Origin of the sequence: Chromobacterium haemolyticum, assembly GCF_002081825.1 — a bacterium.
In the GTDB taxonomy this organism is placed as follows: Bacteria; Pseudomonadota; Gammaproteobacteria; order Burkholderiales; family Chromobacteriaceae; genus Chromobacterium; species Chromobacterium fluminis.
On the sequence record NZ_MUKU01000001.1, the window covers coordinates 136937 to 159760 of the forward strand.

At 61.9% G+C, this 22824-nt stretch carries 18 protein-coding genes; 13 read left to right on the forward strand and 5 right to left on the reverse strand.

Annotated features, from left to right (window positions below):
• The first annotated feature begins 305 nt into the window (after positions 1-305).
• A complete protein-coding gene (gene adhE / locus B0T39_RS00680; RefSeq protein ID WP_081544351.1) occupies positions 306-2975 on the forward strand; it encodes a bifunctional acetaldehyde-CoA/alcohol dehydrogenase in 2670 nt (889 codons plus the stop codon).
• Between the two features lie 68 nt (positions 2976-3043).
• Here adhE and B0T39_RS26355 read toward each other — a convergent pair whose 3' ends face one another.
• Positions 3044-4441 (reverse strand): methyl-accepting chemotaxis protein, encoded by a 1398-nt coding sequence (locus B0T39_RS26355; protein ID WP_081544352.1) that lies wholly within the window; start codon positions 4439-4441, stop codon positions 3044-3046.
• A gap of 572 nt (positions 4442-5013) precedes the next feature.
• Between B0T39_RS26355 and B0T39_RS00690 the strand changes: the two genes are divergently transcribed.
• Positions 5014-6411 carry an amino acid permease gene (locus tag B0T39_RS00690; protein WP_043592678.1) on the forward strand — a complete coding sequence of 466 codons (1398 nt, stop codon included), beginning with the start codon at positions 5014-5016 and terminating at the stop codon, positions 6409-6411.
• Positions 6412-6471: 60 nt separating this feature from the next.
• Here the strand turns inward: B0T39_RS00690 and B0T39_RS00695 are convergent, their stop codons facing one another.
• Entirely contained in the window at positions 6472-6921 is a 450-nt protein-coding gene (locus tag B0T39_RS00695) for a hypothetical protein (RefSeq protein WP_141111020.1), read from the reverse strand.
• 274 nt (positions 6922-7195) lie between these two features.
• Between B0T39_RS00695 and B0T39_RS00700 the strand changes: the two genes are divergently transcribed.
• Entirely contained in the window at positions 7196-7537 is a 342-nt protein-coding gene (locus tag B0T39_RS00700; protein WP_019100242.1) for a DUF6616 family protein, read from the forward strand.
• 157 nt (positions 7538-7694) lie between these two features.
• On the opposite strand, the gene B0T39_RS00705 is transcribed toward B0T39_RS00700, so the two are convergent.
• Complete coding sequence (locus B0T39_RS00705; protein WP_081544353.1) at positions 7695-8204, reverse strand: hypothetical protein; 510 nt, start codon at positions 8202-8204, stop codon at positions 7695-7697.
• On the opposite strand from B0T39_RS00705, the gene B0T39_RS00710 reads away from it, so the two are divergent.
• Entirely contained in the window at positions 8203-8661 is a 459-nt protein-coding gene (locus B0T39_RS00710) for a hypothetical protein (RefSeq protein ID WP_081544354.1), read from the forward strand. The two genes, B0T39_RS00705 and B0T39_RS00710, sit on opposite strands and share 2 nt — an antisense overlap.
• A gap of 132 nt (positions 8662-8793) precedes the next feature.
• On the opposite strand, the gene xseA is transcribed toward B0T39_RS00710, so the two are convergent.
• The gene (gene xseA / locus B0T39_RS00715; protein ID WP_081544355.1) at positions 8794-10146 is read right to left on the reverse strand and encodes an exodeoxyribonuclease VII large subunit; all 1353 of its coding nucleotides are present in this window, start codon (positions 10144-10146) and stop codon (positions 8794-8796) included.
• A gap of 670 nt (positions 10147-10816) precedes the next feature.
• Entirely contained in the window at positions 10817-14221 is a 3405-nt protein-coding gene (gene mfd, locus B0T39_RS00720; RefSeq protein ID WP_081544356.1) for a transcription-repair coupling factor, read from the reverse strand.
• A 264-nt stretch (positions 14222-14485) separates the two neighbouring features.
• On the opposite strand from mfd, the gene B0T39_RS00725 reads away from it, so the two are divergent.
• From B0T39_RS00725 to rplI, 9 genes are all read left to right on the forward strand, one after another.
• Positions 14486-17782 (forward strand): sensor domain-containing protein, encoded by a 3297-nt coding sequence (locus tag B0T39_RS00725; RefSeq protein ID WP_254894459.1) that lies wholly within the window; start codon positions 14486-14488, stop codon positions 17780-17782.
• 68 nt (positions 17783-17850) lie between these two features.
• On the forward strand, positions 17851-18606 hold the full coding sequence (rlmB, locus tag B0T39_RS00730) for a 23S rRNA (guanosine(2251)-2'-O)-methyltransferase RlmB (RefSeq protein ID WP_019103594.1): 756 nt from the start codon (positions 17851-17853) through the stop codon (positions 18604-18606).
• Between the two features lie 175 nt (positions 18607-18781).
• Positions 18782-20308, forward strand: a complete 1527-nt coding sequence (locus B0T39_RS00735; RefSeq protein WP_081544357.1) for a multicopper oxidase family protein — start codon at positions 18782-18784, stop codon at positions 20306-20308.
• Positions 20309-20400: 92 nt separating this feature from the next.
• Complete coding sequence (locus B0T39_RS00740) at positions 20401-20727, forward strand: metal-sensitive transcriptional regulator (RefSeq protein WP_081544447.1); 327 nt, start codon at positions 20401-20403, stop codon at positions 20725-20727.
• Positions 20728-20752: 25 nt separating this feature from the next.
• On the forward strand, positions 20753-21055 hold the full coding sequence (locus B0T39_RS00745; RefSeq protein WP_081544358.1) for a hypothetical protein: 303 nt from the start codon (positions 20753-20755) through the stop codon (positions 21053-21055).
• Positions 21056-21388: 333 nt separating this feature from the next.
• Entirely contained in the window at positions 21389-21766 is a 378-nt protein-coding gene (gene rpsF, locus B0T39_RS00750; protein ID WP_043592023.1) for a 30S ribosomal protein S6, read from the forward strand.
• Positions 21767-21784: 18 nt separating this feature from the next.
• Positions 21785-22084 (forward strand): primosomal replication protein N, encoded by a 300-nt coding sequence (gene priB / locus B0T39_RS00755; RefSeq protein WP_081544359.1) that lies wholly within the window; start codon positions 21785-21787, stop codon positions 22082-22084.
• A 5-nt stretch (positions 22085-22089) separates the two neighbouring features.
• On the forward strand, positions 22090-22317 hold the full coding sequence (gene rpsR / locus B0T39_RS00760; RefSeq protein ID WP_043592020.1) for a 30S ribosomal protein S18: 228 nt from the start codon (positions 22090-22092) through the stop codon (positions 22315-22317).
• A 21-nt stretch (positions 22318-22338) separates the two neighbouring features.
• Positions 22339-22788 (forward strand): 50S ribosomal protein L9, encoded by a 450-nt coding sequence (rplI, locus tag B0T39_RS00765; protein ID WP_081544360.1) that lies wholly within the window; start codon positions 22339-22341, stop codon positions 22786-22788.
• Positions 22789-22824: the final 36 nt, after the last annotated feature.

Below are 22824 nucleotides of genomic sequence, written 5' to 3' on the forward strand. Positions count from 1 at the left end.
TTGAGACATTTTTTCTCCGCTTAATCCGTATTTGTTTGGCAATGCGCAAAAACGAATATCGTTTTTTCGCTTAGCATGGACTTATCGATGCCGCCGCTACGGTTTCTCGTTTGCGAGCGACAGGGTTTTTCCGTGTTGAGAGCGTATTGATGTAATGCGCTTGCTACAAAAAAGTTTTGAAGCGATGAGAATGAGCGGTGAATGGACAATAATATTGTCTAGATTTAATTTTCATAAATGAAATTAAATGCCACTAATTAGTCATTCTCTAGCCGCGACAGGTTTAACTGTTTGGGAGACTTGAAATGACCGTAGGCAATGAATTGGAATTGGACGCGCTGGTGGCGCGTGTGAAAAAAGCGCAGGCCGCGTTTGCCGGCTTCAGCCAGGAGCAGGTGGACCACATCTTCCGCTCGGCGGCGCTGGCCGCCGCGGACGCGCGGATACCGCTGGCCAAGATGGCGGTGGCGGAAACCGGCATGGGCGTGTTGGAGGACAAGGTGATCAAGAACCACTTCGCCTCCGAATACATCTACAACAAGTACAAGGACGATAAAACCTGCGGCGTGCTGGCCGAGGACGACACCTTCGGCACCATCACCATCGCCGAGCCGATCGGCTTGATCTGTGGCATCGTGCCCACCACCAATCCCACCTCCACCGCCATTTTCAAGGCCTTGATTTCCTTGAAGACGCGCAACGGCATCATTTTCTCGCCGCACCCGCGCGCCAAGCGCTCCACTTGCGAAGCGGCGCGTTTGGTGTTGCAGGCGGCGGTGGCGGCCGGCGCTCCGCCGGATATCATCGGCTGGATAGACGAGCCTTCGGTGGCCTTGTCCAATCAGCTGATGCACCACCCTGACCTCAATCTGATCCTGGCCACCGGCGGGCCGGGCATGGTGCGGGCCGCTTACTCCTCAGGCAAGCCGGCTATCGGCGTCGGCGCCGGCAATACCCCGGCGGTGATAGACGAGACCGCCGACATCAAGCGCGCCGTCGCCTCCATCCTGATGTCCAAGACCTTCGACAACGGCGTGGTCTGCGCGTCGGAGCAGTCCGTCATCATCGTCGACGAAATCTACGAGGCGGTGCGCGAGCGCTTCGCCAAGCACGGCGGCTACATCCTGTCCAAACGCGAAGCGGAGGCGGTGCGCAAGGTGATTCTGCAGGACGGCGGCCTCAACGCCGCCATCGTCGGCCAGAGCGCGGCCAAGATCGCAGCGATGGCCGGCATCGAAACGCCGCCGGCCACCAAGGTGCTGATCGGCGAAGTCAGCGATGTATCCGCCGCCGAAGCCTTTGCCCATGAAAAACTGTCGCCGACATTGGCGATGTACCGCGCCAGCGACTTCATCGACGCTTGCGACAAGGCCGCGGCGCTGGTGGCGATGGGCGGCATCGGCCACACCTCGGCGCTGTACACCGATCAGGACTTGCAAGGAGAGCGCATCCGCTACTTTGGCGACAAGATGAAAACCGCGCGCATCCTGATCAACACGCCGTCCTCGCAAGGCGGCATCGGCGATCTCTACAACTTCAGCCTGGCGCCGTCGCTGACCCTGGGCTGCGGCTCCTGGGGCGGCAACTCTATCTCGGAAAACGTAGGCCCCAAACACCTGATCAACAAGAAGACCGTGGCCAAGAGGGCCGAAAACATGCTGTGGCATAAGCTGCCCAAGTCCATTTATTTCCGCCGCGGCTGCCTGCCGGTGGCGCTGGAAGACCTGTCCGGCAAACGCCGCTGCCTGATCGTCACCGGCCAGTATCTGTTCGACAATGGTTTCGTGGACGAGCCTATCCGTCTGCTGAAGAAAATGGGTTTGGAGGTGGAGGTGTTCTTCGAGGTGCCTGCCGATCCGACGCTGGCGGTGGTGCGCAAGGGCGCGGACCTGGCGCATGCTTTCAAGCCTGACGTGATCATGGCTTTGGGCGGCGGGTCGCCGATGGACGCGGCCAAGATCATGTGGGTGATGTATGAGCATCCGGAAGTGCATTTCGAAGACTTGGCGCTGCGCTTCATGGACATCCGCAAACGGATTTACCAGTTCCCTAAACTGGGGCGCAAAGCGGAGTTGGTGGCGGTGCCCACCACCTCCGGCACCGGTTCGGAAGTGACGCCGTTCGCCGTGGTCACCGATGAGAACACCGGGGTCAAATACCCGATCGCCGACTACGAACTGACGCCGAACATGGCCATCGTCGACGCCAACCTGGTGATGAACATGCCCAAGTCGCTGACCGCCTTCGGCGGCATCGACGCGGTGACTCATGCGCTGGAAGCCTACGTTTCTGTGATGGCCAACGAGTATTCGGACCCGCAGGCCTTGCAGGCGCTGAAGCTGTTGAAGGATTACCTGCCGTCCGCCTATCGCAGCGGCGCCGGCGATCCCAAGGCGCGCGAGCAGGTGCACAACGCCGCCACCATCGCCGGCATCGCCTTCGCCAACGCTTTCCTCGGCGTTTGCCATTCGATGGCGCACAAGATTGGCGCCGAATTCGGCCTGGCCCACGGCCTGGCCAACGCGCTCTTGATCAGCAATGTGATTCGCTACAACGCCGCCGATGTGCCGACCAAGCAGACCGCCTTCAGCCAGTACGACCGGCCCAAGAGTGTGGCGCGCTATGCTGAAATCGCCCGCCACCTGGGGCTGGAAGCCAGCCGCGACCACGAGCGGGTGGAGAAGCTGATCGAATGGGTGGACGCGCTCAAGCGCACGCTGGACATTCCGGCGTCCATTCAGGCCGCCGGTGTGGCCGAGGCGGACTTCCTGGCCAAGGTGGACTTGCTGGCGGAAGCCGCTTTCGATGACCAGTGCACTGGCGCCAACCCGCGCTACCCGCTGATCAGCGAATTGAAGCAGCTGCTGTTGGACAGCTATTACGGCCGCGCCTACAAGGAAAGCTGGGAGCGCGAAGCGGGCGCGGAAGCCAAGCCCGAGGAGCGCCCGGCCAAGGGCAAGCTCAAGGCGGTGTGAGCCCCGCAGCCGCCCTTCAAGCCGCCGCGCGTCAGCCCGGCGGTTTTTTCTTTGCGCAACGGCCCGGCTCAGTATTTGAAATAGCCTATGGTCTGTGCCAACTCCACCGCCTGCTCGCTCATGCCGCGCGCGGTGGCGGTCAGTTGTTCCGACGCCGCGGCGTTGGCTTGCATCGACCGGCTGATTTCGCTGACGCCCTGATTGATCTGTTCCACCTGCAGCGCTTGCTGGTTGGATGACTGGTTGATGTCTTGCACGAAGCTGGCTGTGCTTTGGATCGTGGGCAACATCTGGTTGAACAGTTCGCCGGCATGTTCGGCGCGGCGCACGCTGCTTTGCGTCAGCTGGCTGATTTCCTTGGCCGCCTGCTGACTGCGCGCCGCCAGCTTGCGCACTTCTCCGGCCACCACAGCGAAGCCGCGGCCGTGTTCGCCGGCGCGCGCGGCCTCTATCGCCGCATTCAGCGCCAGCAGATTGGTTTGATAGGCGATATCGTCGATGATCAGTACTTTATTGGCGATATCCCACATCGCGGCGATGGTTTCGTCCACCGCTTGGCCACCAGCCGCCGCATGCCTGCTGCTGTCGCTGGCCATCTGGTTCGTGGTGCGGGCATCGTCCCGATTCTTCCACACGAAAGCGGAGATCTGTTCGAGACTGGCGCTGTTCTTGTCGATGTTGTTGGCCTGCTCTGCCGCTTGCTGGCTCAGTGTGTCCACTGCCTGGCTGATCTGACGCGCGGCGTTGGCCAGGTCCGAGGAGAAGGCGTCGATATGTCCCAGAATGCCGGCCAGCTTAGCCACCAGCCGGCGCGTGGATTCTGCCAGATCGCCCAGCTCGTCCTGGCTGGTGTAGCGCGGAGGTGCGGTCAGATCGCCATCGGCGATGGCGTGCAGGGCTTGGCTCACTTCGCGGATGGGCTGATGCAGCAGGCGGCGCACCAGCAGGGACAGCACCATGACGGTGACCAGATCCAGCAGCAGGATTTCCGCCGATACCCGCCACAGTACCGCGTGCAGTTTCTCGCGGATTTCTTCCGTGGACACTTGCAGGCTTAGTTTGCCGACAGTGCGCGCGGTCGCGCCGTCGTGAAAGACCACGATGCGTTCGCGGGTCATATCCGCATCAGAGGCCGGCTTTCCGACGCGAAGCAGCGAGCCGTCGGCCTCGCGGCGGTAACCTGCGAACGGCGCGCCGTTGGCGTCGCGGACGAAAATGCCGCGGAGCGCGCGTTTTCCCATCTCCGCCTCCAGCACCCGCAAGCCTTGGGCGCTGTCGAAATTCCACATCGGCCCGGCCAGGTTTGTCGCCAGCCGCACGCCGATCGCGGCGATTTCGCTGTCCAGCGCCTGGCGCAATTCCTGTTGGGTGCGCCAGTAGTCCAGCGCGCCGAACGCCGCCAGCAGGACGGACATGATGAGCATGAAGGCCAGGTTGAGCTTCAGGCTGAGGCTGTGGTGCCGCATAGGTGCATGCTCCCGGCTCGATAAACCGATTCAACGCTTTATTGATAGCACCTGTCGGCTTTGGTAGGACTATTGGATGCCGAAGATCAAGATCGGTGGTGTGCTGTGCGCAGGGGGATGTTGGCGCCGATGCGGGGGAATCGGCATTAAGAGTCGTATTTATGCTTCTTGCGCGTATCTATATTCTGAAACATGACATGACAAAGGTCTTGAGGTAATCTCCTGCCCCATGTGTTATGGGTTACAACGACAATCCCAAGCCATAACATCGGCGGCGGCGCTGCCCTTGAACCTGTTTACGACCTGCTGGTGTTGCGGAGCGTTACACCGTGAGTGCCTTTTCCGAAATGCTCTCCCGAGATCGTGAACAGGCTCTAAGAACGTGTTTACGATCTCGCGAGCAAGAGCGAGACAAGGCGAAAACGACCGAAAAAGCGGAATGTACTCGTGGTACATGAGCATTTTTAGGGTGTTTTCAATGCTGTATCGCCGAAGCGGAGCAGATGGTAAACGGGTTCTAAGCGCCAAGGCCTCAACCCTTACGCAATACAAAGACAGTTAAAGGAGCAACTATGCAACCTGCTCAGGACTCCCTGCACAGGGGACTGGAAGAGCGGCATATCAACCTCATGGCTCTTGGCGCCACCATTGGCGTCGGCCTGTTTCTGGGGTCGGCCACCGCCATCAAAATGGCCGGCCCCGCCATCATGCTGGCTTACGCCCTAGGCGGCTTCGCCATCTTCCTGATCATGCGCGCGCTGGGAGAAATGGCCATTCATAACCCGGTGGCCGGATCGTTTAGCCGTTACGCGCTGGATTACCTCGGCCCCTTGGCCGGCTACCTGACTGGCTGGAACTATTGGTTTCTGTGGCTGGTGACTTGCATGGCGGAAATCACCGCCGTCGGCGTCTACATGGGTATCTGGTTCCCGGACATTCCGGCCTGGTATTGGGCCCTGGCCGCGCTGGTGGCCATGGGCGGCGTCAACTTCATCGCGGTCAAGGCCTATGGCGAATTCGAGTTCTGGTTCGCACTGATCAAAATCGTCACTATTGTGTTGATGATCATCGGCGGCCTGGGCATGATCGTGTTCGGCCTGGGCCACGGCGGGGTGGCCACCGGCATCTCCAATCTATGGAGTCACGGTGGCTTCATGCCCAACGGCTTCAGCGGCGTGCTGATGTCGCTGCAAATGGTGATGTTCGCTTATTTGGGCGTGGAAATGCTGGGCCTGACCGCCGGCGAAGCCAAGAACCCGAAAAAAGCGCTGGCTCGCGCGGTGGATTCGGTATTCTGGCGCATTCTGATTTTCTACATCGGCGCGCTGTTCGTCATTCTGGCTATTTACCCGTGGAATGAACTGGGCACCCGCGGCAGCCCCTTCGTGCTGACTTTCGAGCAGTTGGGCATCCCCGCCGCCGCCGGCATCATCAACTTCGTGGTGCTCACCGCCGCGCTGTCTTCGTGCAATAGCGGTATTTTCAGCACCGGCCGCATGTTGTACAACCTGGCCCAGCAACAGCAGGCGCTGCCTGTGTTCGCCAAGGTGTCGCGCCAAGGCGTGCCGGTGTTCGCCTTGCTGATGTCGGTATTCGCGCTGCTGATGGGCGTGCTGCTCAACTACCTGGCGCCCAAGGAGGTATTCACCTGGTTGACCGCGATTTCCACCTTTGGGGCGATCTGGACCTGGGTGATCATTCTGCTGGCCCAACTGCGCTTCCGTCGCACTCTGAGCCGCGAGCAGCTGGCGGCGCTGGCCTACAAGATGCCGTTTTGGCCGTATGGTTCTTACATCGCAATGGGATTCTTGATCCTAGTGGTGGGCTTGATGGCTTATTTCCCGGACACTCGCATCGCCTTGATTATTGGCCCGGGTTGGCTGGCCTTCCTTGTGGTGGCCTACTATCTGCTGGGCTACCACAAGCGCAGCGCCGAGGAAGTGGCGCGGCTGGCGCAAAACGCCCGCTGACGTTTGCCCGCTTCCAGCCGCAATGAAAAACCCGCTCGCAAGGAGCGGGTTTTTTGCGTCTCAACGCGGCAGCCAGCTGCCGCGTAGCGAGTAATCTCCCGGCTGCTGCCGGGTGGGGCCGCTGAGCGGATGAGCCGGCGGGGGGGCGTGTTGCTCGCAATTGCTCTGGCCGAAGCAACGCGGCAGCGGGTTGAAGCCGGCGCTGGGGCAACCCGGGGGCGGGTTGATGCCGATGCAATGCTGCATCCGCTCTCTTTGCCTCCGTTCCCGCAAGCTGGGCGTGCTCAGATCCGCTTTGACCGAAAAATCAGGGCCGGCGTCCAGGTCTTTCAACTGCACCGCGCTTTTGAACTTGAGCGGCTTGTTCTTTTTATCCGTCGGCTTCATTGATGGTTTGGCGCGAGCGTCCCACGGGTCTTTCAAGGCGAAGTCGTAAGAAGGCAGGGGAGCCGCCGTCAGGCTCGCGCTCAAGGCGGCCAGCGACAGCAATAGGGCGTGTCTACACTGCATGATGAATCTTTGTCCTGCGATGGCAATGCCGCCGACGCCCGGCTGCTGCCAGGCAGGGAGGGGCGCGCGGAATGCTCTTGTTGGGGGATCTGGCTGGCGCGGCGGTAGCCGCGGTGGCTGTGCGCCGCTCACCGAAATTTCAATGGGAGCGGGCGGATGCTTTTTATAACATCAAAGTTTTTCAGCTGGCAATAAGATGCAATGACATGTGAAGCCGAGCGCGGCTTAATCTGGAGGACGCGGCTTCGGCTGTTCATGCTCATGGAGACCCTAAATGGCGCATTATCTGGTGGAACTGTACAGCCCAAAGCCGGCTTGGCTGGCTTTGAGTTTTTTGCACCGCACCGATTTCCTGGACCAAGTCAAAACTAATATCGAGGCGCTGCCTGGCCTGGGCATTCAATTGCTGACTTTAAGCCAGATTTCCGCCGACGCGGATCAGGCTGTGCCCTATCGTTTCCTGGGCGTGTGGAGCCTGCCGAGCCAAGAGGCCTGCGAGGCGATGCTGGCCGGTATCCGCGCCAGCGGTTGGTACGATTATTTCGACCACGTCAACGCGGTGGGCGCGGCCGGCGGCGTGGACGTTCATCTGGCGGACCTGCTGCAGGTCAAGTAAGGCAGGCCGCGGGTTGCCGGCTCATAGGCGGCCAGGATGTGTTCGAAGGCTCCGCTAGATTCGGGCATGGGGGGCTCCGGCAGGCGCGGACTTGGCCGGCCGCTGTACCCCCACGAAAACCCGCAATGCCATTGGTTGCGAGAGCGGCAACCGTTTTTCAGGAATATTTGGCTGCGATGTAGCTACGGCAGAAGCGTGCGGTCATGCCCGCGATCAGCGCGCTGGCGTCGTCGATATCGGTGAGCGCGCGCTTGGGCGGCGGGTTCTCCGACGCGCCGTGACGGGCGTAGATGCCCAGGATGCTGGTGTTGTTGCAGGCGGCGGTGAACAGGCTGAGCTGCTCCGGGTCGGCGAAGGCGTCGATGTCCTTGGCGTAGTGTTTGACGCTGTCCAGTATCTTGTACAGCGTGCTCCAGGCCAGCACATTTTCCAGCGTGGTGTTGGTGGAGATCAGCCCCAGCAGGAACAGCAGATCGCGCAGGCAGGGGTCGTGCTTGGCCAGGTAGAGCAGATAGGACGGGTAGCGTTGGCGGGAATTCTCGTAGCGGGTGTGAATCTGGTCGATCCTGGGGTTGTGGCTGAACGGTTCTTCTTCGATCCGGTGGGCGCTGATGGGATAGCGGCAGCCGTTTTCGTAAGCGCTGAAGCCCAGAAACTGGACCGGCATGCTGCTGACGCTGGTCGTTGAGCAGCAGCTGCAAGAGACGTTGGGAAACGTGCTCGGGGTCGTCCAGTTCGTCGATATGACGAGAATAGGCGTAGAACTGCATGCCGATGTGGTCGTTTTCGTAGCCCAGATCGATGTCGTTGCCGAAGAAATTATGGGCGAGGTCGGGATAGTAGCCGCTGGCGGCGACGGTGATTTCCCACTTGTGTACCGGCGACATGAAGCTTCCCTGGCTGCGGTAAGAAGCTGTTCAAAGTCTGCTGCGCTTCGTGAAGCGTTGCACGGTGAGTACAAACTCAAAATGCTTATGTGCCACTCGTACACTCCGCTTTTTCGCTTGTTTTCGCCTTGCCTCGCCCTTGCTCGCGAGATCGTAAACAGACTCAAAGACGAATGGGCAAGACGCGCTTGGCGTTATTTCCCGCGCCGGATGCTAGCGCAGTTAAATATCAAATGAGTAAACGTTTTGGCATCTCAAGCGAATCGTCATTGTTTTGCGGCTTGGCGCCGCGGGGATATTCAGGCTGCGCCGAAGCTCTGGCGAACGGGGGCCACGGCCCCCATTCGCTTTTGGCTGCGCAGCTTGGGTTCAGAACAAGCTGGGCTGCGCGCCTTGTGGATGGTCAATCACAGCCTCGGTGCTGCCTTCGGCCAGAAGCAGGCTGACGCGTTCGTGGTTGCGGAGCTTTTTCGGGGACTTGACCGCGGTGCCGTCCTGTTTTTGCACGATGGCGTAGCCGCGGGCCAGCACCGCTTCAGGGTTGAGCGCCAACAGGGTGGCGGCCAGGGTGTCCAGCTTCTGCGTTTGCCGGATGAGCAGGTCTTGGCGCGCGCGTTGCAACCGGGTTTGCAAACGGTCCATGGCTTGGGCTGCATGCACCAGGTCCGGCCGCCGGCGCTGCAGCTTGCTGTCCGCCAGTTGCAGCGCCCAGCGCCGTTGTTCGAACAGACCGCTCAGCCGGCGTTGCAGCCGTTCTTGCTGGCGCTGGAGCGTCTCGCGCTGGCGTTGCAGCTTTTCGCCCGGATGAGCCAGCCGACGCGCCAGGTAATCCAGTTGCTGAGACTTGTCGGTGAGCAGGCGGCCGAGTGCGCGTTCCAGGCCGCGCTTGGCGGTTTCGAGCTGAGCGTTCAGGTGTTCGCGGCTGGGGGAAACCAGTTCCGCGGCGGCGGTGGGCGTGGGGGCTCGCTTGTCGGCGACGAAGTCGCAGATGGTGAAGTCGGTTTCGTGGCCGACGCCGCTGACGGTGGGAATGGGGCTGGCGGTCACCGCGCGGGCGACGATTTCCTCGTTGAACGACCACAGGTCTTCAATGCTGCCTCCGCCGCGGCAGACGATGAGCACGTCCACCTCGCGCCGTTCGCCGGCGCGGCGGACGGCGTCGGCCACTTGCTGGGCAGAGCCTTCACCCTGCACCTGGGCCGGGTAGAGAATCACCGGGATGCCGGGCATGCGCCGGCGCAGGGTGCTGACCACGTCGCGCAAGGCGGCAGCGGCCGGCGAGGTGACGATGCCGATGGCGGCTGGGTGGGCAGGCAAGGGGCGCTTGTTCGCGGGATTGAACAGGCCCTCGGCTTGCAGCTTGGCCTTGAGCTTTTCAAAGGCCTCGTACAGGCGGCCCAGGCCGGCGGAACGCATCTGATCGACGTTGATCTGGAAGTCGCCGCGGGCCTCGTACAGGGTGACGGTGCCCTTGAGCTCCACCTGCATGCCTTCGGCCGGGCGGAAGGGCAGTTGCGACACCTTGCCGCGGAACATCACGCAGCGGACCTGGGCGCCGCCGTCCTTCAAGGAGAAATAGGCGTGCCCGGACGCGGCCAGGGTGAGGTTGGAGATCTCTCCGCCTATCCACATCGGCGGTAGTCCGCTTTCCAGCAGATCGCGCGCCATGCGGTTGAGGGAGGAGACGCTGATGACGTCGTTCTGGGGTGCGGTAAAAAACATGGTTGTCAAGTGATCCACAGCGGTGGGTGGAAAATATTTTCAGCTAAAGCGAGTTGCAGCTTGGCTTGCGTAGCGTTTGATATCTCTAAAAAATTCAACAAAATCAATAACTTGATTGTTTTCTTATCCAGGGCGGGCTCCGGCCCAAAACGGCTTGGCGCTTGGCTTGAGAGCATATTTGCACAGTTTTATCAACAAAGTTATCCACAGGGTTTTCGGTTTCAATCCTGTGACGTTAATTTTTCCTGTAAAAACAAGGGGCAAGGCTTTTTGCCTCAGAGTCGCTGTCCTCGTTTGTCTTGATATTGCTCAAGTAAGCGCTTTCTTCTTTCGTCCGGGGCGGATGCCGACGGCTTGGTTTTGCCGGACGGTTATGCTTTTGGCTTGACCGTCGCTGGTGCACCGAAGGAAAGATTCATGATCCGTCGCGAGATCGTGAACCTCTTCTTCAGATCGGCTAACAACAATCAGTTTCACGGCTGAGGCAAGGCGGTGCAACGCAAGATCAGACGTTTTGTTGGCCGCTCTTAGAACGTGTTTACGATCTCGCGAGCAAAAGCGAGACAAGGCGAAAACGGCTGAGAAAGCGGAATGTACGAGTGGTACATGAGCATTTCGAAGCGGTTTTCAACGCCGTATCGCTGCAGCGCAGCAGATCGTAAACAGGTTCTTAGGCGCTCAGCTCCTTCAGCAGTTCCTTGACCCTGACCACGCGCAGCGCCACGTCCTGGATATCGGCCTCCACGCGCAGCTTGTCCTGGCCCGCCAGCCGGTAATTGCGCTTGGTTTGCAGCAACTGGATGATCTTCATAGGGTCTATCGGCGGGTTCTTGACGAAATGAACCTGAATGGCTACCTCGCTGGCGTCCAGCTTTTGCACGCCCAGCGGCTTGGCCAGCAGGCGCAGGCGGTGGCTGTCTATCAGGGTCTTGACGGTTTGCGGCGGCAAACCGAAGCGGTCGATCAGCTCTTCGTGAATGTCGTCGATTTCCTGCTCGCTCTCGCAGGTGGCCAGCCGCTTGTACAGCACCAGCCGTTCGTGCACGTCGGGGCAATAACCGTCCGGCAGCAGCGCCGGGCTGTGCATATTGATTTCAGTGGTGACGCCCAGTGGCGCGTCTAGGTCCGGAGTGCGTCCTTTTTTGAGGTCGCGCACCGCCTGTTTGAGCATTTCGGTGAACAGAGAGAAACCCACTTCCTGCATTTCGCCGGATTGGCCTTCGCCCAGCACCTCGCCGGCGCCGCGGATTTCCAGGTCGTGCATCGCTAGGTAGAAGCCCGCGCCCAGCTCCTCGGACATCTGGATGGCCTCCAGCCGTTTCATCGCGTCTTTGGTGATGCCTTCCGGCGTCAGCAGATAGGCATAGGCCTGGTGGTGGCTGCGGCCGACGCGGCCGCGCAGCTGGTGCAGCTGGGCCAGGCCGAACTTGTCGGCCCGATTGATCAGAATGGTGTTGGCGTTGGGGATGTCGATGCCGGTTTCAATGATGGTAGAGCACAGCAGCACATTGAAGCGCTGCTGCAGGAAGTCGCGCATCACTTGTTCCAGCTCGCGCTCGCGCAATTGACCGTGGGCCACGCCAATGCGTGCTTCCGGCACCAGTTCCGCCAGTTTTTCCCGCATGTTTTCTATGGTGTCCACCTCATTGTGCAGGAAGAAAACCTGGCCGCCGCGCTTGAGTTCGCGGAGTACCGCTTCGCGTATCACGCCGTTGGCCATCGGGCTGACAAAGGTTTTCACCGCTAGCCGGCGGCTGGGGGCGGTGGCGATGACGGAGAAGTCGCGCAACCCTTCCAGCGCCATTGACAGGGTGCGCGGAATCGGCGTCGCGGTCAGCGTCAGCACGTCCACATTGGCGCGCAACCGTTTGAGCTGTTCTTTCTGGCGCACGCCGAAACGGTGCTCCTCATCGATAATAACCAGGCCCAGGTTCTTGAATTGGATGTCCGGCTGCACCAGCTTGTGGGTGCCGATGACGATGTCGACGCCGCCGTCGGCCAGGCCGGCCAGCGAGGCCTTGCTTTCCTTGGCGCTGCGGAAGCGGGAGAGTTCTGCGATTTTCACCGGCCAGTCGGCAAAGCGGTCGGAGAAATTCTGGAAATGCTGTTCCGCCAGCAGGGTGGTGGGCACCAGCACTGCCACCTGTTTGCCGCCAAGGACAGCGACGAAGGCGGCGCGCAGCGCCACTTCGGTCTTGCCGAAGCCGACGTCGCCGCAGACCAGCCGGTCCATCGGCTTGCCGGAGCACATGTCTTGAACCACGGCTTCGATGGCGCTGGCCTGGTCCGGGGTTTCTTCGAAGCCGAAACCGGCGGCGAAGGCGTCGTAGTCTTGATGGGACAGGCTGAAGCTGTGGCCTTCCCGCGCGGCGCGTTGCGCGTAAAGGTTGAGCAGTTCCGCGGCCGTGTCGCGGGCTTTTTCCGCGGCGCGTTTCTTGGCTTTTTCCCAGGCTGGATTGCCCAGCTTGTGCAGGTGGATCTGGTCCGCCGCGCCGCCGGCGTAGCGGGAGATCAGGTGCAGTTGGCTGACGGGCACATAGAGGGTGGCGCTGTCCGCGTACTCCAGTTGCATCAGTTCGGTTTCGCCTTCGCCCAGGTCCATGGACACCAGGCCCACGTAGCGGCCGATGCCGTGCTGCTCATGCACCACCGGATCCCCCGCCTTGACTTCGGCCAGGTCGCGCAGCATGGAGTCGGAACCGGCGCGCGCGCTTTTGCGGCGGGTGTGGCTGCGCGCCACATGTTGGTACAACTCGGATTCGGTGACTACGGCGATGCCGGCGCCGGGCAGGGCGAAACCGGTGTAGAGCGGTGCCACGCAGAGCGCCAGCGGCATCTCGCCGGCGATGAATTCGGCCCAGCCGTCCACCGGGCGCGGCTTAATGCCGTGCTCTTGCAGGAACTGGTGGACGGTTTCGCGGCGGCCCAGGCTTTCCACTGTAATCAGGATGCGCTGACGGCCGCTGCGGATGAAGGCGTCCAGCTTGTGCAGTGGCTGCTCGGCGCGGCGCTCCACCGCCAGCTCCGGCAGCGGGGCGCAGCCTTCCGCGAGCTCGCCGTCGCCGGCCAGTTCGATGCGGGCGTAGGGTTTGAGCCGCGCCATCAGTTCGTCCGGGCGCAGGAAAATGTCGGCCGGCGGCAGTACCGGGCGTTCCAGATCGCCGCGCGCCATGTCGTAGCGGCTTTCCACGTCTTGCCAGAAGACGTTGGCGGCGTGTTGCACATCATGGTGCAACACAATCAGCGCGTCGTCGCCCAAGTAGTCGAACAGAGTGGCGGTGTCGTCGAAGAACAGCGGTAGGAAGTATTCGATGCCGGCCGGCCACAGGCCTTGAGAGACGTCTTTATAGATGCGGCTTTTGCTGGGGTCGCCTTCGATGCGTTCGCGGTAGCGCTGGCGGAAGGCGGTGACGCCGCTTTCATCCGCCGGGTACTCGCGCGCCGGCAGCATCCGGATTTCCGGTACCGGGTACAGGGTACGCTGGTTGTCCGGATCGAAGGTGCGCAGGCTGTCGATTTCGTCGTCGAACAGATCGATGCGGTAAGGCAGCGCCGAGCCCATTGGGAACAGATCGATCAAGCCGCCGCGGATGGAGAATTCTCCCGGGGCCATCACCTGAGTGACGTGGTGGTAGCCGGCGGTGACCATATTGGCGCGCAGCTGTTCCACGTCCAGCCGCTGCTTGGTCTGCAGGAAAAAGGTGCGTCCCAGCAAATAGCTTATCGGCGCCAGCCGCGTCATCGCAGTGCCGACCGGGGCGATGATCACATCGCATTCGCGCTGATGGATCTGCCACAAGGTGGCCAGCCGTTCGCTGACCAGTTCGCCGTGGGGGGAGAAGTGGTCGTAGGGCAGGGTTTCCCAGTCCGGCAGTAGCGCCACGCGCAGCGAGGGCGCAAAGAATGGGGCCTCGGCTTGCAGGCGTTGGGCGGATTGCGCGTCGGCGGCGAGGATGAGCAGCGGACGCCGCTGGGCTGCGAGGCGGGCGACGATGTTGGCGTCCAGCCCGGCGGGCAGGCGTCCGTGACGAGTTTTCTGACTGGCGGGAGGTATCCGCGGGAGATTATCCAACATGCTGCTTCACTAGTTTTGGCGGTTTCGGGATTATAGCAGCCGTCCGCCGCGCGCCGTTCGCTGGGCTTGCGCAAGGTCGGCGCGGCTTGTGTTCGGCGGGGTGAATATTTTCATCGGCATTGTCTGGCTGCATCCGGCAATTGCATATATTGTATGTCAGCCGGGTGGTTTTGTTTTTCATTTGGCATATATGCATTTGATTTTTTAATGCAAAGTTAATTGCGGCGCGCGGCAGAGTGCCGGCGCGAACGGGGGCGGGGTGGTGTGACAGTCGGATCGGCTTGCCGGGACGCGGCGGTGTTTCTCGGGTTTTTGGCGTGCACGGCATTCTGGCCGCGCGAGCCGGTATTGGGGTTTTCGCTGGCGGCCTTTCTGGCTCACGGCGTATGGAGTTATCGTCTTTTGCGTCGCGGTTGGCGGCAGTCCTGGTGGTGGCCGCTGGCCGCCGCCGCGCTGGCCGCTCAATGGTCGTCGCCGCAATGGGCCGCTCTGCTGCTGATCAGCCTGTATGCGTTGGCGCCCGGTCTGTACGCGGCCGGCTTGCGCGGAGGGCTGGCGGTGCGTCAGCCGGCGGACTTGTTGCGGCTGCTGCTGCGCTTGGCCTGCTATCCGTCGGTTCTGCTGGCCGGTTTGGCCGCCGGCGCCGGATGGCGCTGGTTCGGCATGGAGGGTTTGTGGTCGTGGGCGGCGCAGGCTTGGGGCGTGTCCGGGCTGGCCCTGTCCTTGTGCGTGCCGCCGGCCTTGTATGCGTCCGGCGCAACGCCGACGCGGCGTCAGGTGTTGGAAACCGGCCTGATCCTGGCTTTGGCCTGCGTGGCGTGGCTTAGCCTGCTGGGCAGTAGCCTCGCTTATTCGCTGCCCTGCCAACTGGTGTTCTTTCCTCTGATGTTGTGGGCTGCTTTCCGCGTGGGTTTTCGCGGCGCGGCGCTGGTGGGGGCCTGGGTGCTCGGTCTGTTGTCGCTGTACGTGCTGGCGCCGGAGTTGACCATGCACGCTAGCGCGCTTAACGGCGCCAGCGAGGTGGCGCTGACCTTGGCCTTGAGTTGCGCGACTCTGCTGGTATCGGTGTTGGCCGATGGCCATCGCCAGAACGAGAGCGCGCTGCGTGAATTTCGCGCCAGAGTGGAATCCCTGGTCAACAACAGCCCCAATATGATGTCGCTGAAGGGTCTGGACGGCAGCTTTCTGCTGGCCAACGCCGCCTATGCGCGGCGGGTGGGCCGCTCGCCTCAGGGCATGCAGGGCTTGACGGTGGAAGAGCTGTTCGACGCGGCGGACGCCGCGCAAATTCGCGCGCAGGACGCGGTGGTGCTGTCCTGCCTGGAGCCGCGCCAGTTTGAAGAGAGCTTCTTGTTCAATGGGGTGCTTAGCCATTTGCTGGTCACCAAGTTTCCCCTGTTCGACGCTCATGGCCGCCCGGCCGGGGTGGGCAGCGTGGATACCGACATCACTCAGACCCGCCAGGAACAAAAGGCCAAGCGGGAGACGGAGGAGCGTTACCGCGCGCTGGTGGAGCAATCGCTGGTGGGCATCTACATCTTGCAGGACGAGAAGCTGATCTACGCCAACCCCAAGCTGGCCGCCATCGTCGGCTATCAGCCCAAGGAGCTGGAAGGCATGCCGATGGACCTGTTGCTGGTGCCGGGCGAGGCGGTGCGCATCCGCAAGCAGATCGTCAAGCGCTACCGCGAGAACATCGCGGTGCTGCAGTACGGCACCCGCGCGGTGCGCAAGGACGGCGTGGTGGTGGACGTGGAGATCCACAGCCGCTTGTTCGATTACGAGGGCAAGAAGGCCATCATCGGCGTGGTGATGGATATTTCCGAACGGTTGGCGGCGGACGCCAATCTGCGGCTGGCGGCCAAGGTGTTCGAAAACTCGGCGGAAGGCATTCTGCTGATGGACGCCGAGGCGCGCATCATCGCGGTCAACCACGCTTTCAGCCGGATCACCGGTTACGCCGAGGCCGAGGCGCTGGGCAAGGTGTCGCGCATCTTTGGAGATCAGAAGCAGCTGGGCCGGCAGGCGATGCTGGAAGCGCTGGCGGACCGCGGCCATTGGCAGGGCGAGATGCAGGACCGCCGCAAGAGCGGCGAGTGGTATCCGGCAGAGCTGGCGATCTCGGCGGTGCGCGACGCCGGCGGCGCGCTCAGCAACTACGTGGCGGTATTTTCCGACATCACCTTGCGCAAGCAATCCGAGGAACGCTTGCAGTTTCTGGCCAATCACGATCCGCTGACGCAACTGCCCAACCGCAGCAGCCTGACCGCGCGGCTGGACGAAGCCATCATCAGCCTGGATTGCGCCAGCGGCTCGCTTGCGGTGATGTTCATCGATCTGGACCGTTTCAAGCTGATCAACGACTCCTTCGGCCATCAGGCCGGAGACGAATTGTTGCGCGAGACGGCGCTGCGTTTGCAGCGGGCGGTGGGCGCGCGGGGTTTGCTGGCGCGGCTGGGCGGCGACGAGTTCACCCTGGTGATGACAGGGTTCAAGGACGCCGCCGCCCTTGTGGCCGCCGCAGAAGACACGCTGGCGGCGCTGGGCCAGCCGCTGCGGCTGGAAAACCACGAGGTCTACGTCACCGGCAGCATAGGCATCAGCGTCTATCCCAACGATGGCACCGACGCCCAGACCCTGCTCAAGAACGCGGACGTGGCGATGTACCGCGCCAAGGAGGCGGGCAAGAACACCTATCAGTTCTTCGCCGCGGAAATGAACACCCAGACCTTCGAACGCCTGCTGCTGGAGAACGGCCTGCGGTTGGCGCTGGAGCGCGGCGAACTGGAGCTGCACTACCAGCCGCAGGTGGACGCGGTCAGCCGCCGGGTGCTGGGCGCGGAAGCGCTGATCCGCTGGCGCCATCCGCAACTGGGTCTGGTGCCGCCGGGCCGCTTCATCCCGCTGGCGGAGGAAACCGGCCTGATCAAACCCATCGGCGACTGGGTGCTGCAAGAGGCCTGCCGCCAGTTGGCGGCCTGGGACCGTCAGGGCCTGACGGTGCCGCGGCTGGCGGTGAACCTGTCCGCGCGCCAGTTTGAACAGCAGATGCTGCCGTTCAAGGTGGCGGACGCGCTGAGGGCCGCGGGCCTGTCCGCCGCGCGGCTGGAGCTGGAAATCACCGAAAGCATGATCATGCTCAACCCGGTGGAGGCGGTGCGCCAACTGGGCGAGTTGAAGGCCTTGGGCGTGGGCTTGTCCATCGATGATTTCGGCACGGGTTATTCCTCATTGTCCAATCTGAAGCGTTTCCCGCTGGACACTTTGAAGATTGATCAATCCTTCGTTGAAGGCTTGCCGGACGACGGCGACAACGCCGCCATCGCCGAGGCCATCCTGGCGATGGCGCGCAAGCTGCAATTCCAGGTGGTGGCGGAGGGGGTGGAGAGCGAGCGCCAGGCGCAATTCCTTACCAGCAAGGGGTGCGCCTTGCTGCAGGGCTATCATTTCGGCCGCCCGGTGCCGGCGGCGGAATTGCCTGCCTTGCTGGCCGGCATCGTCGCCGTGGGCGAGCAGCGGCAACTGGAGCTGATGTCCGGCGTGGAGGTGCTGGGCAGCTGAAAGCAAGCCGGTTTTGCCCTGAACCGCCGCGCGCTCTAAAATGGCGGGATTGTCATTAGAGAATCGCCATGAGCAACAAACGCCTGATCCACGGCTTTCACGCCATCAATGCCCGTTTGTGGCAGAACCCCAAGAGCCTGCTGGAAATCTGGCTGGCCGGCGGCCGCCACGACGCCCGCGCCAAGGCGGTGATAGACAAGGCCGCCGAGGAAGGCATCAAGCTGCACATCGTCGACAAGGAGCGCCTGGACAGCATGACCGGCAACGCCCGCCACCAGGGCGTGGCGGCCACCATAGACGCCAGCCGCAATTTCGTGCACCTGGACGACGTGCTGGATAATCTGAGCGAGCCGGCCTTGCTTCTGATTCTGGACGGCGTGACTGATCCACACAATCTTGGCGCCTGCCTGCGGGTGGCGGACGCGATGGGCGCGCACGCGGTGATCGCGCCCAAGGACCGTTCCGCCGGCCTCAACGCCACTGTGTCCAAAGTAGCGTGTGGCGCGGCGGAAGTGATTCCCTATATCACGGTCACCAATCTGGCGCGCACTTTGCGAGACCTGAAAGACGCCGGCATCTGGATCGCCGGCACCACCATGGAGGCGGACACCGACCTCTATCACTGCGACGCCGCCGGCCCGCTGGCCTGGGTGATGGGCTCGGAGGGCGAGGGCATGCGCAGGCTGACCCGCGAACACTGCGACGTGCTGGTGTCCATTCCGATGTTCGGCACCGTGGAGAGCCTGAACGTGTCGGTGTCCGCCGGCATGGTGTTGTCGGAAAGCCGTCGCCAGCGCACGCTGGCCCAGGCCAAGGCCGACTGATTCCGGTTGTCCCGAAAACCAGGCCCCCGCAACGCGGGGGCTTTTCTTTGGGCGCTCGGTTTGACTGTGATCAGATGCCGGCCTAAAAAAGTAGACAGAATTTGGAACCGATCTGGCGCAGCCATAGTCTTGTTGATACCTTACCTGGGTATCCTATTAAGAGAGGAGTGCAGTGATGGATAGACGTGGATTCATCGGCGCCGGCGCGGCGTTGGCCTTGGTTCCGCTGCTGCGGCAGGCCTGGGCGGCGCAGCCGTCAGCCGTCGATCATGGCGCGATGGGGCATGGCGCGATGGGGCATGGCGCGATGGGGCATGGCGCGATGGGCGCGGAGACGGCGCCGGCCGCGGCCGGCCTTGGCCTGCCGGCGGGCCTTGCCTTGCCGGTCCTGCCGCTGCTGCGCAATCAGAGTGCGGCCCCCGGCGTGTTTCAAGCTGGTTTGAGCGCCGGCGCGCAAGCGTTGCCGCTGCTGCCGGGCAAGCCCGCTACCGTGTTCTGGAGCTATAACGGCCAGGTGCCGGGACCTACGATAGAAGTGTTTGAAGGCGACGAGGTGCGGCTGCATTTCGAAAACCGCCTGTCCCAGCCCACCACCATTCATTGGCACGGCCTGCCGATTCCGGCGGACCAGGACGGCAATCCGCAAGACCCTGTGGCGCCGGGGCAGAGCCGCGAATACCGTTTCACCTTGCCGCAAGGCTGCGCCGGCAGCTATTGGTATCACCCGCACCCGCACGGCCATACCGCCGAGCAGGTGTATATGGGGCTGGCCGGCGTGTTCGTGGTCAAGAGCCGCAGCGATCCGCTGGCGCATCTGCCGGAGCAAAGGCTGGTGTTGTCGGACCTGAAGTTGGACGCCGAAGGCAAGATCGCGGCCAGCAGCGAAGCGGATCGCATGGACGGCCGCGAAGGCCAGTTCGTGCTGGTCAACGGCGCTTGGAGACCGCATTTGACGCTGGGCGCGGGCGAGCGTCAACGCTGGCGGATCTGGAACGCGACCAGTGCGCGCGTGCTCAAGTTGGCCTTGCCCGGCCATGAACTGGAACTGGTCGGCAGCGACGGCGGCCTGCTGCAGCGGCCGCGCCGCATCGACAGCCTCTCGCTGCCGCCCGGCGCCCGCGCCGAATTGGTGGTGACCGGACGCTTCGCGCCGGGCCATGGCGCCGGCTTGTTGGCTCTGCCGTACCGGCGCGGCAAGATGATGTCGGCCGAGCAGGAAGACACCCTGACGCTGCTGGAGCTGCGTCGCGGGGCCGCGGCCAAAACCACTGCGCCGCTGCCGGCGAGGCTGCGCGAGATCGAGCTCTTGGGCGAGCCCGCGGTGCGGCGCAAAGTGGTGCTATCCGAGGACATGGCTAATCCCGCCGCGATGTTCCTAGTCAACGGCAAGACCTTCGACATGGAACGAGCTGACTTCCTGGGCAAGGTGGGCACGGTGGAGGAGTGGGAAATCGTGAACGAAGCGGATATGGACCACCCCTTCCATATTCACGGCACCCAGTTCCAGGCGCTGGCGCGCCGCAAGGACGGCGTCTGGCGCGATGAGCCGTTCCTGGCTTGGCGCGACGTGGCCAATGTCTCCGCCGGCGAGACGCTGCGACTGCGTTTTCGTCAGGACATGCCGGGCCTGCGCATGTTCCACTGCCACATCCTCGAACACGAGGACGCCGGGATGATGGGCATGCTGAAAGTAGAGGCCTAGGCGACCGTGCGCAACTGCGTCACAATGACTGTTGCCCGGCTTGTCTTAAGCATGGCCGGGCTTGCTTTGAACTCGCTTGAATTGGGATGGACATGACGCAAGAAAAACCGCAGGACGGCTGTTGCGACGCAGCGGCCCCGCTTTCCGATAAAACCGTGGTGCAGCCGGGGAAGAGCGCGCTGATCAAGAGGCTGGCGCGCATTGAGGGCCAGGTGCGCGGCATCAGCGGCATGGTAGAGGCGGATCGCTACTGCGTGGATATCCTGACCCAAGTGGCGGCGGTGAAGTCGGCGTTGGACGCGGTGTCCATGCAACTGCTGGAAAATCACATGAAAGGCTGCGTGGCGCGCGCGCTGCATCAGGGCGACGCCGCCGGCATGGTGACCGAACTGATAGACGTGGTCAAAAAAGTGCGCTGAACCGCGCCGTCGCAAAGGAGTGCGTATGAAAACCCCGCTCGTCGTTTTGCTGTCCCTCGTTTCCGCGCTGGCCGCGGCGGGGCCTATCCCGTTCGAGGTCTACATCAAGTTGCACAAGGGCATGTCCGAGGCCGAATTGATGTCTCAGGCCGGCGCGCCCGATTACAGCAGCAACGGCCCGACGGTCAAAACCAAGGACGCCAACGTGGTGGTGGAAACCAGCGCCCGCACGCTGTCCTGGCTGGCCAACGACGAGGTTCCCTACACCACCACCGTGACCTTGAGCAATGGGGTGGTGATGGACATCTCGCGTGACAAAAAGCTCTGAGAACCTGTTTACGATCTGCTGTGCGTCGTGGAGCGTTACACGGTGAGTACCCCTTCGAAATGCTCATGCACCACGCGCACATTCCGCTTTCTCAGTCGTTTTCGCCTCGTCTCGCGAGGTCGTAAACACGTTCTGAGAACCTGCTTTGCCCGCGTCCGCGAGACATTTGCAGACCCCAAGCCGTTGTCTTTGTCACAAGCGCATCCTCCCGCGGCGCGGAAGGCACTGATTTTATTTGCTTGTCACCGTCTAAGCGCGTAGAATGCTGCGGTTTCAACCCCTTGCCTTTTGCAACTGCATGGCAAAAGGCTTCAATAGCCACAAGGAGTTAACATGCGTCATTACGAAATCGTGTTCATCGTCCACCCGGACCAGAGCGAACAGGTTCCGGCCATGATCGAGCGCTACAAGGGCATGGTTCTGGCCGCTGAGGGCAAGATCCATCGTCTGGAAGACTGGGGCCGCCGTCAACTGGCTTACCCGATCCAGAAGCTGCACAAAGCTCACTACGTTCTGATGAACGTAGAGTGCCAGTCCGAAACCCTGGCCGAGATCGAACACGCCTTCAAGTTCAACGACGCTGTTCTGCGTCACCTGACCATCAAGCTGGATCGCGCGGTTACCGAAGCGTCCCCGATGATGAAGGACGAAAAGGCCAAGAACCTGCTGGACGCCCAGCAGCCGGCAGCCGAGGCTGAAGCTTCCGCCTAATCGGCGAGGAGCGAGGTCTTGCAGAACCGTCTGGCGCTGACCGCCACGGTCGACCGCGAGGATGCGCTGAGGTACACCCCCGCCGGCTTGCCGGTGCTGGAAATGTGGCTCAAGCATCAGTCTAGACAGACAGCTTACGGTTTTGATCGGGATGTGGCCTGCGAAATACAGGCCGTGCTGATAGGTGAAGAAGCTCGGAAATTTTCCGGGAAACTGGCGGGAAACACGGTGAACCTCACCGGCTTTCTGTCCCAGCGCAGCCTCAGGAATCCGCGGTTAGTGCTCAATATCGAATATGTTGAATTTGTAAAAGGTTAGTCAAAATGGCTCGTCAACTCTTCAAGCGCAAGAAGTTCTGCCGCTTCACGGCAGAAGGCATCAAGGAAATCGACTACAAATCCGTTGATCTTCTGAAAGACTTCATCGCCGAAAACGGCAAAATCATCCCGGCTCGCATCACCGGCACCAAGGCCCGCTACCAGCGTCAGCTGACCACTGCTATCAAGCGTGCTCGCCTCCTGGCCTTCCTGCCGTACACCGACCAGCACTAAGCCGGGAAAGGAACTTAAAAGATGCAAATCATTCTGCTCGAAAAAGTTGCCAACCTGGGTCAACTGGGTGATGTGGTTAAAGTCAAGGATGGTTACGGTCGTAACTTCCTGATCCCGCAAGGCAAAGCCAAGCGCGCTACCGAAGCCAACCTGAAAGAGTTCGACGCTCGCCGCGCCGAACTGGAAGCTAAGCAAGCCGAGATCCTGGCCGATGCCAAGGTTCGCGCCGAGAAGCTGAACGAAGCGGTTGTCACCATCGCTCAGAAAGCCGGCGTTGACGGTCGTCTGTTCGGTTCCGTGACCAACGCCGACGTTGCTGAAGCCGTGACCGCTTTTGGCGTGCCGGTTAAGCGTTTCGAAGTTCGCCTGCCGAACGGCCCGTTCAAGGCCATCGGCGAGTACGACATCGAGATCGCTCTGCATCACGACGTTGTTACCCCGATCAAGATCGTGGTTGTCGCCGAAGCTTAATTTCCGTTTTCGGGAATCGCTTTACGAAAAAGCCCG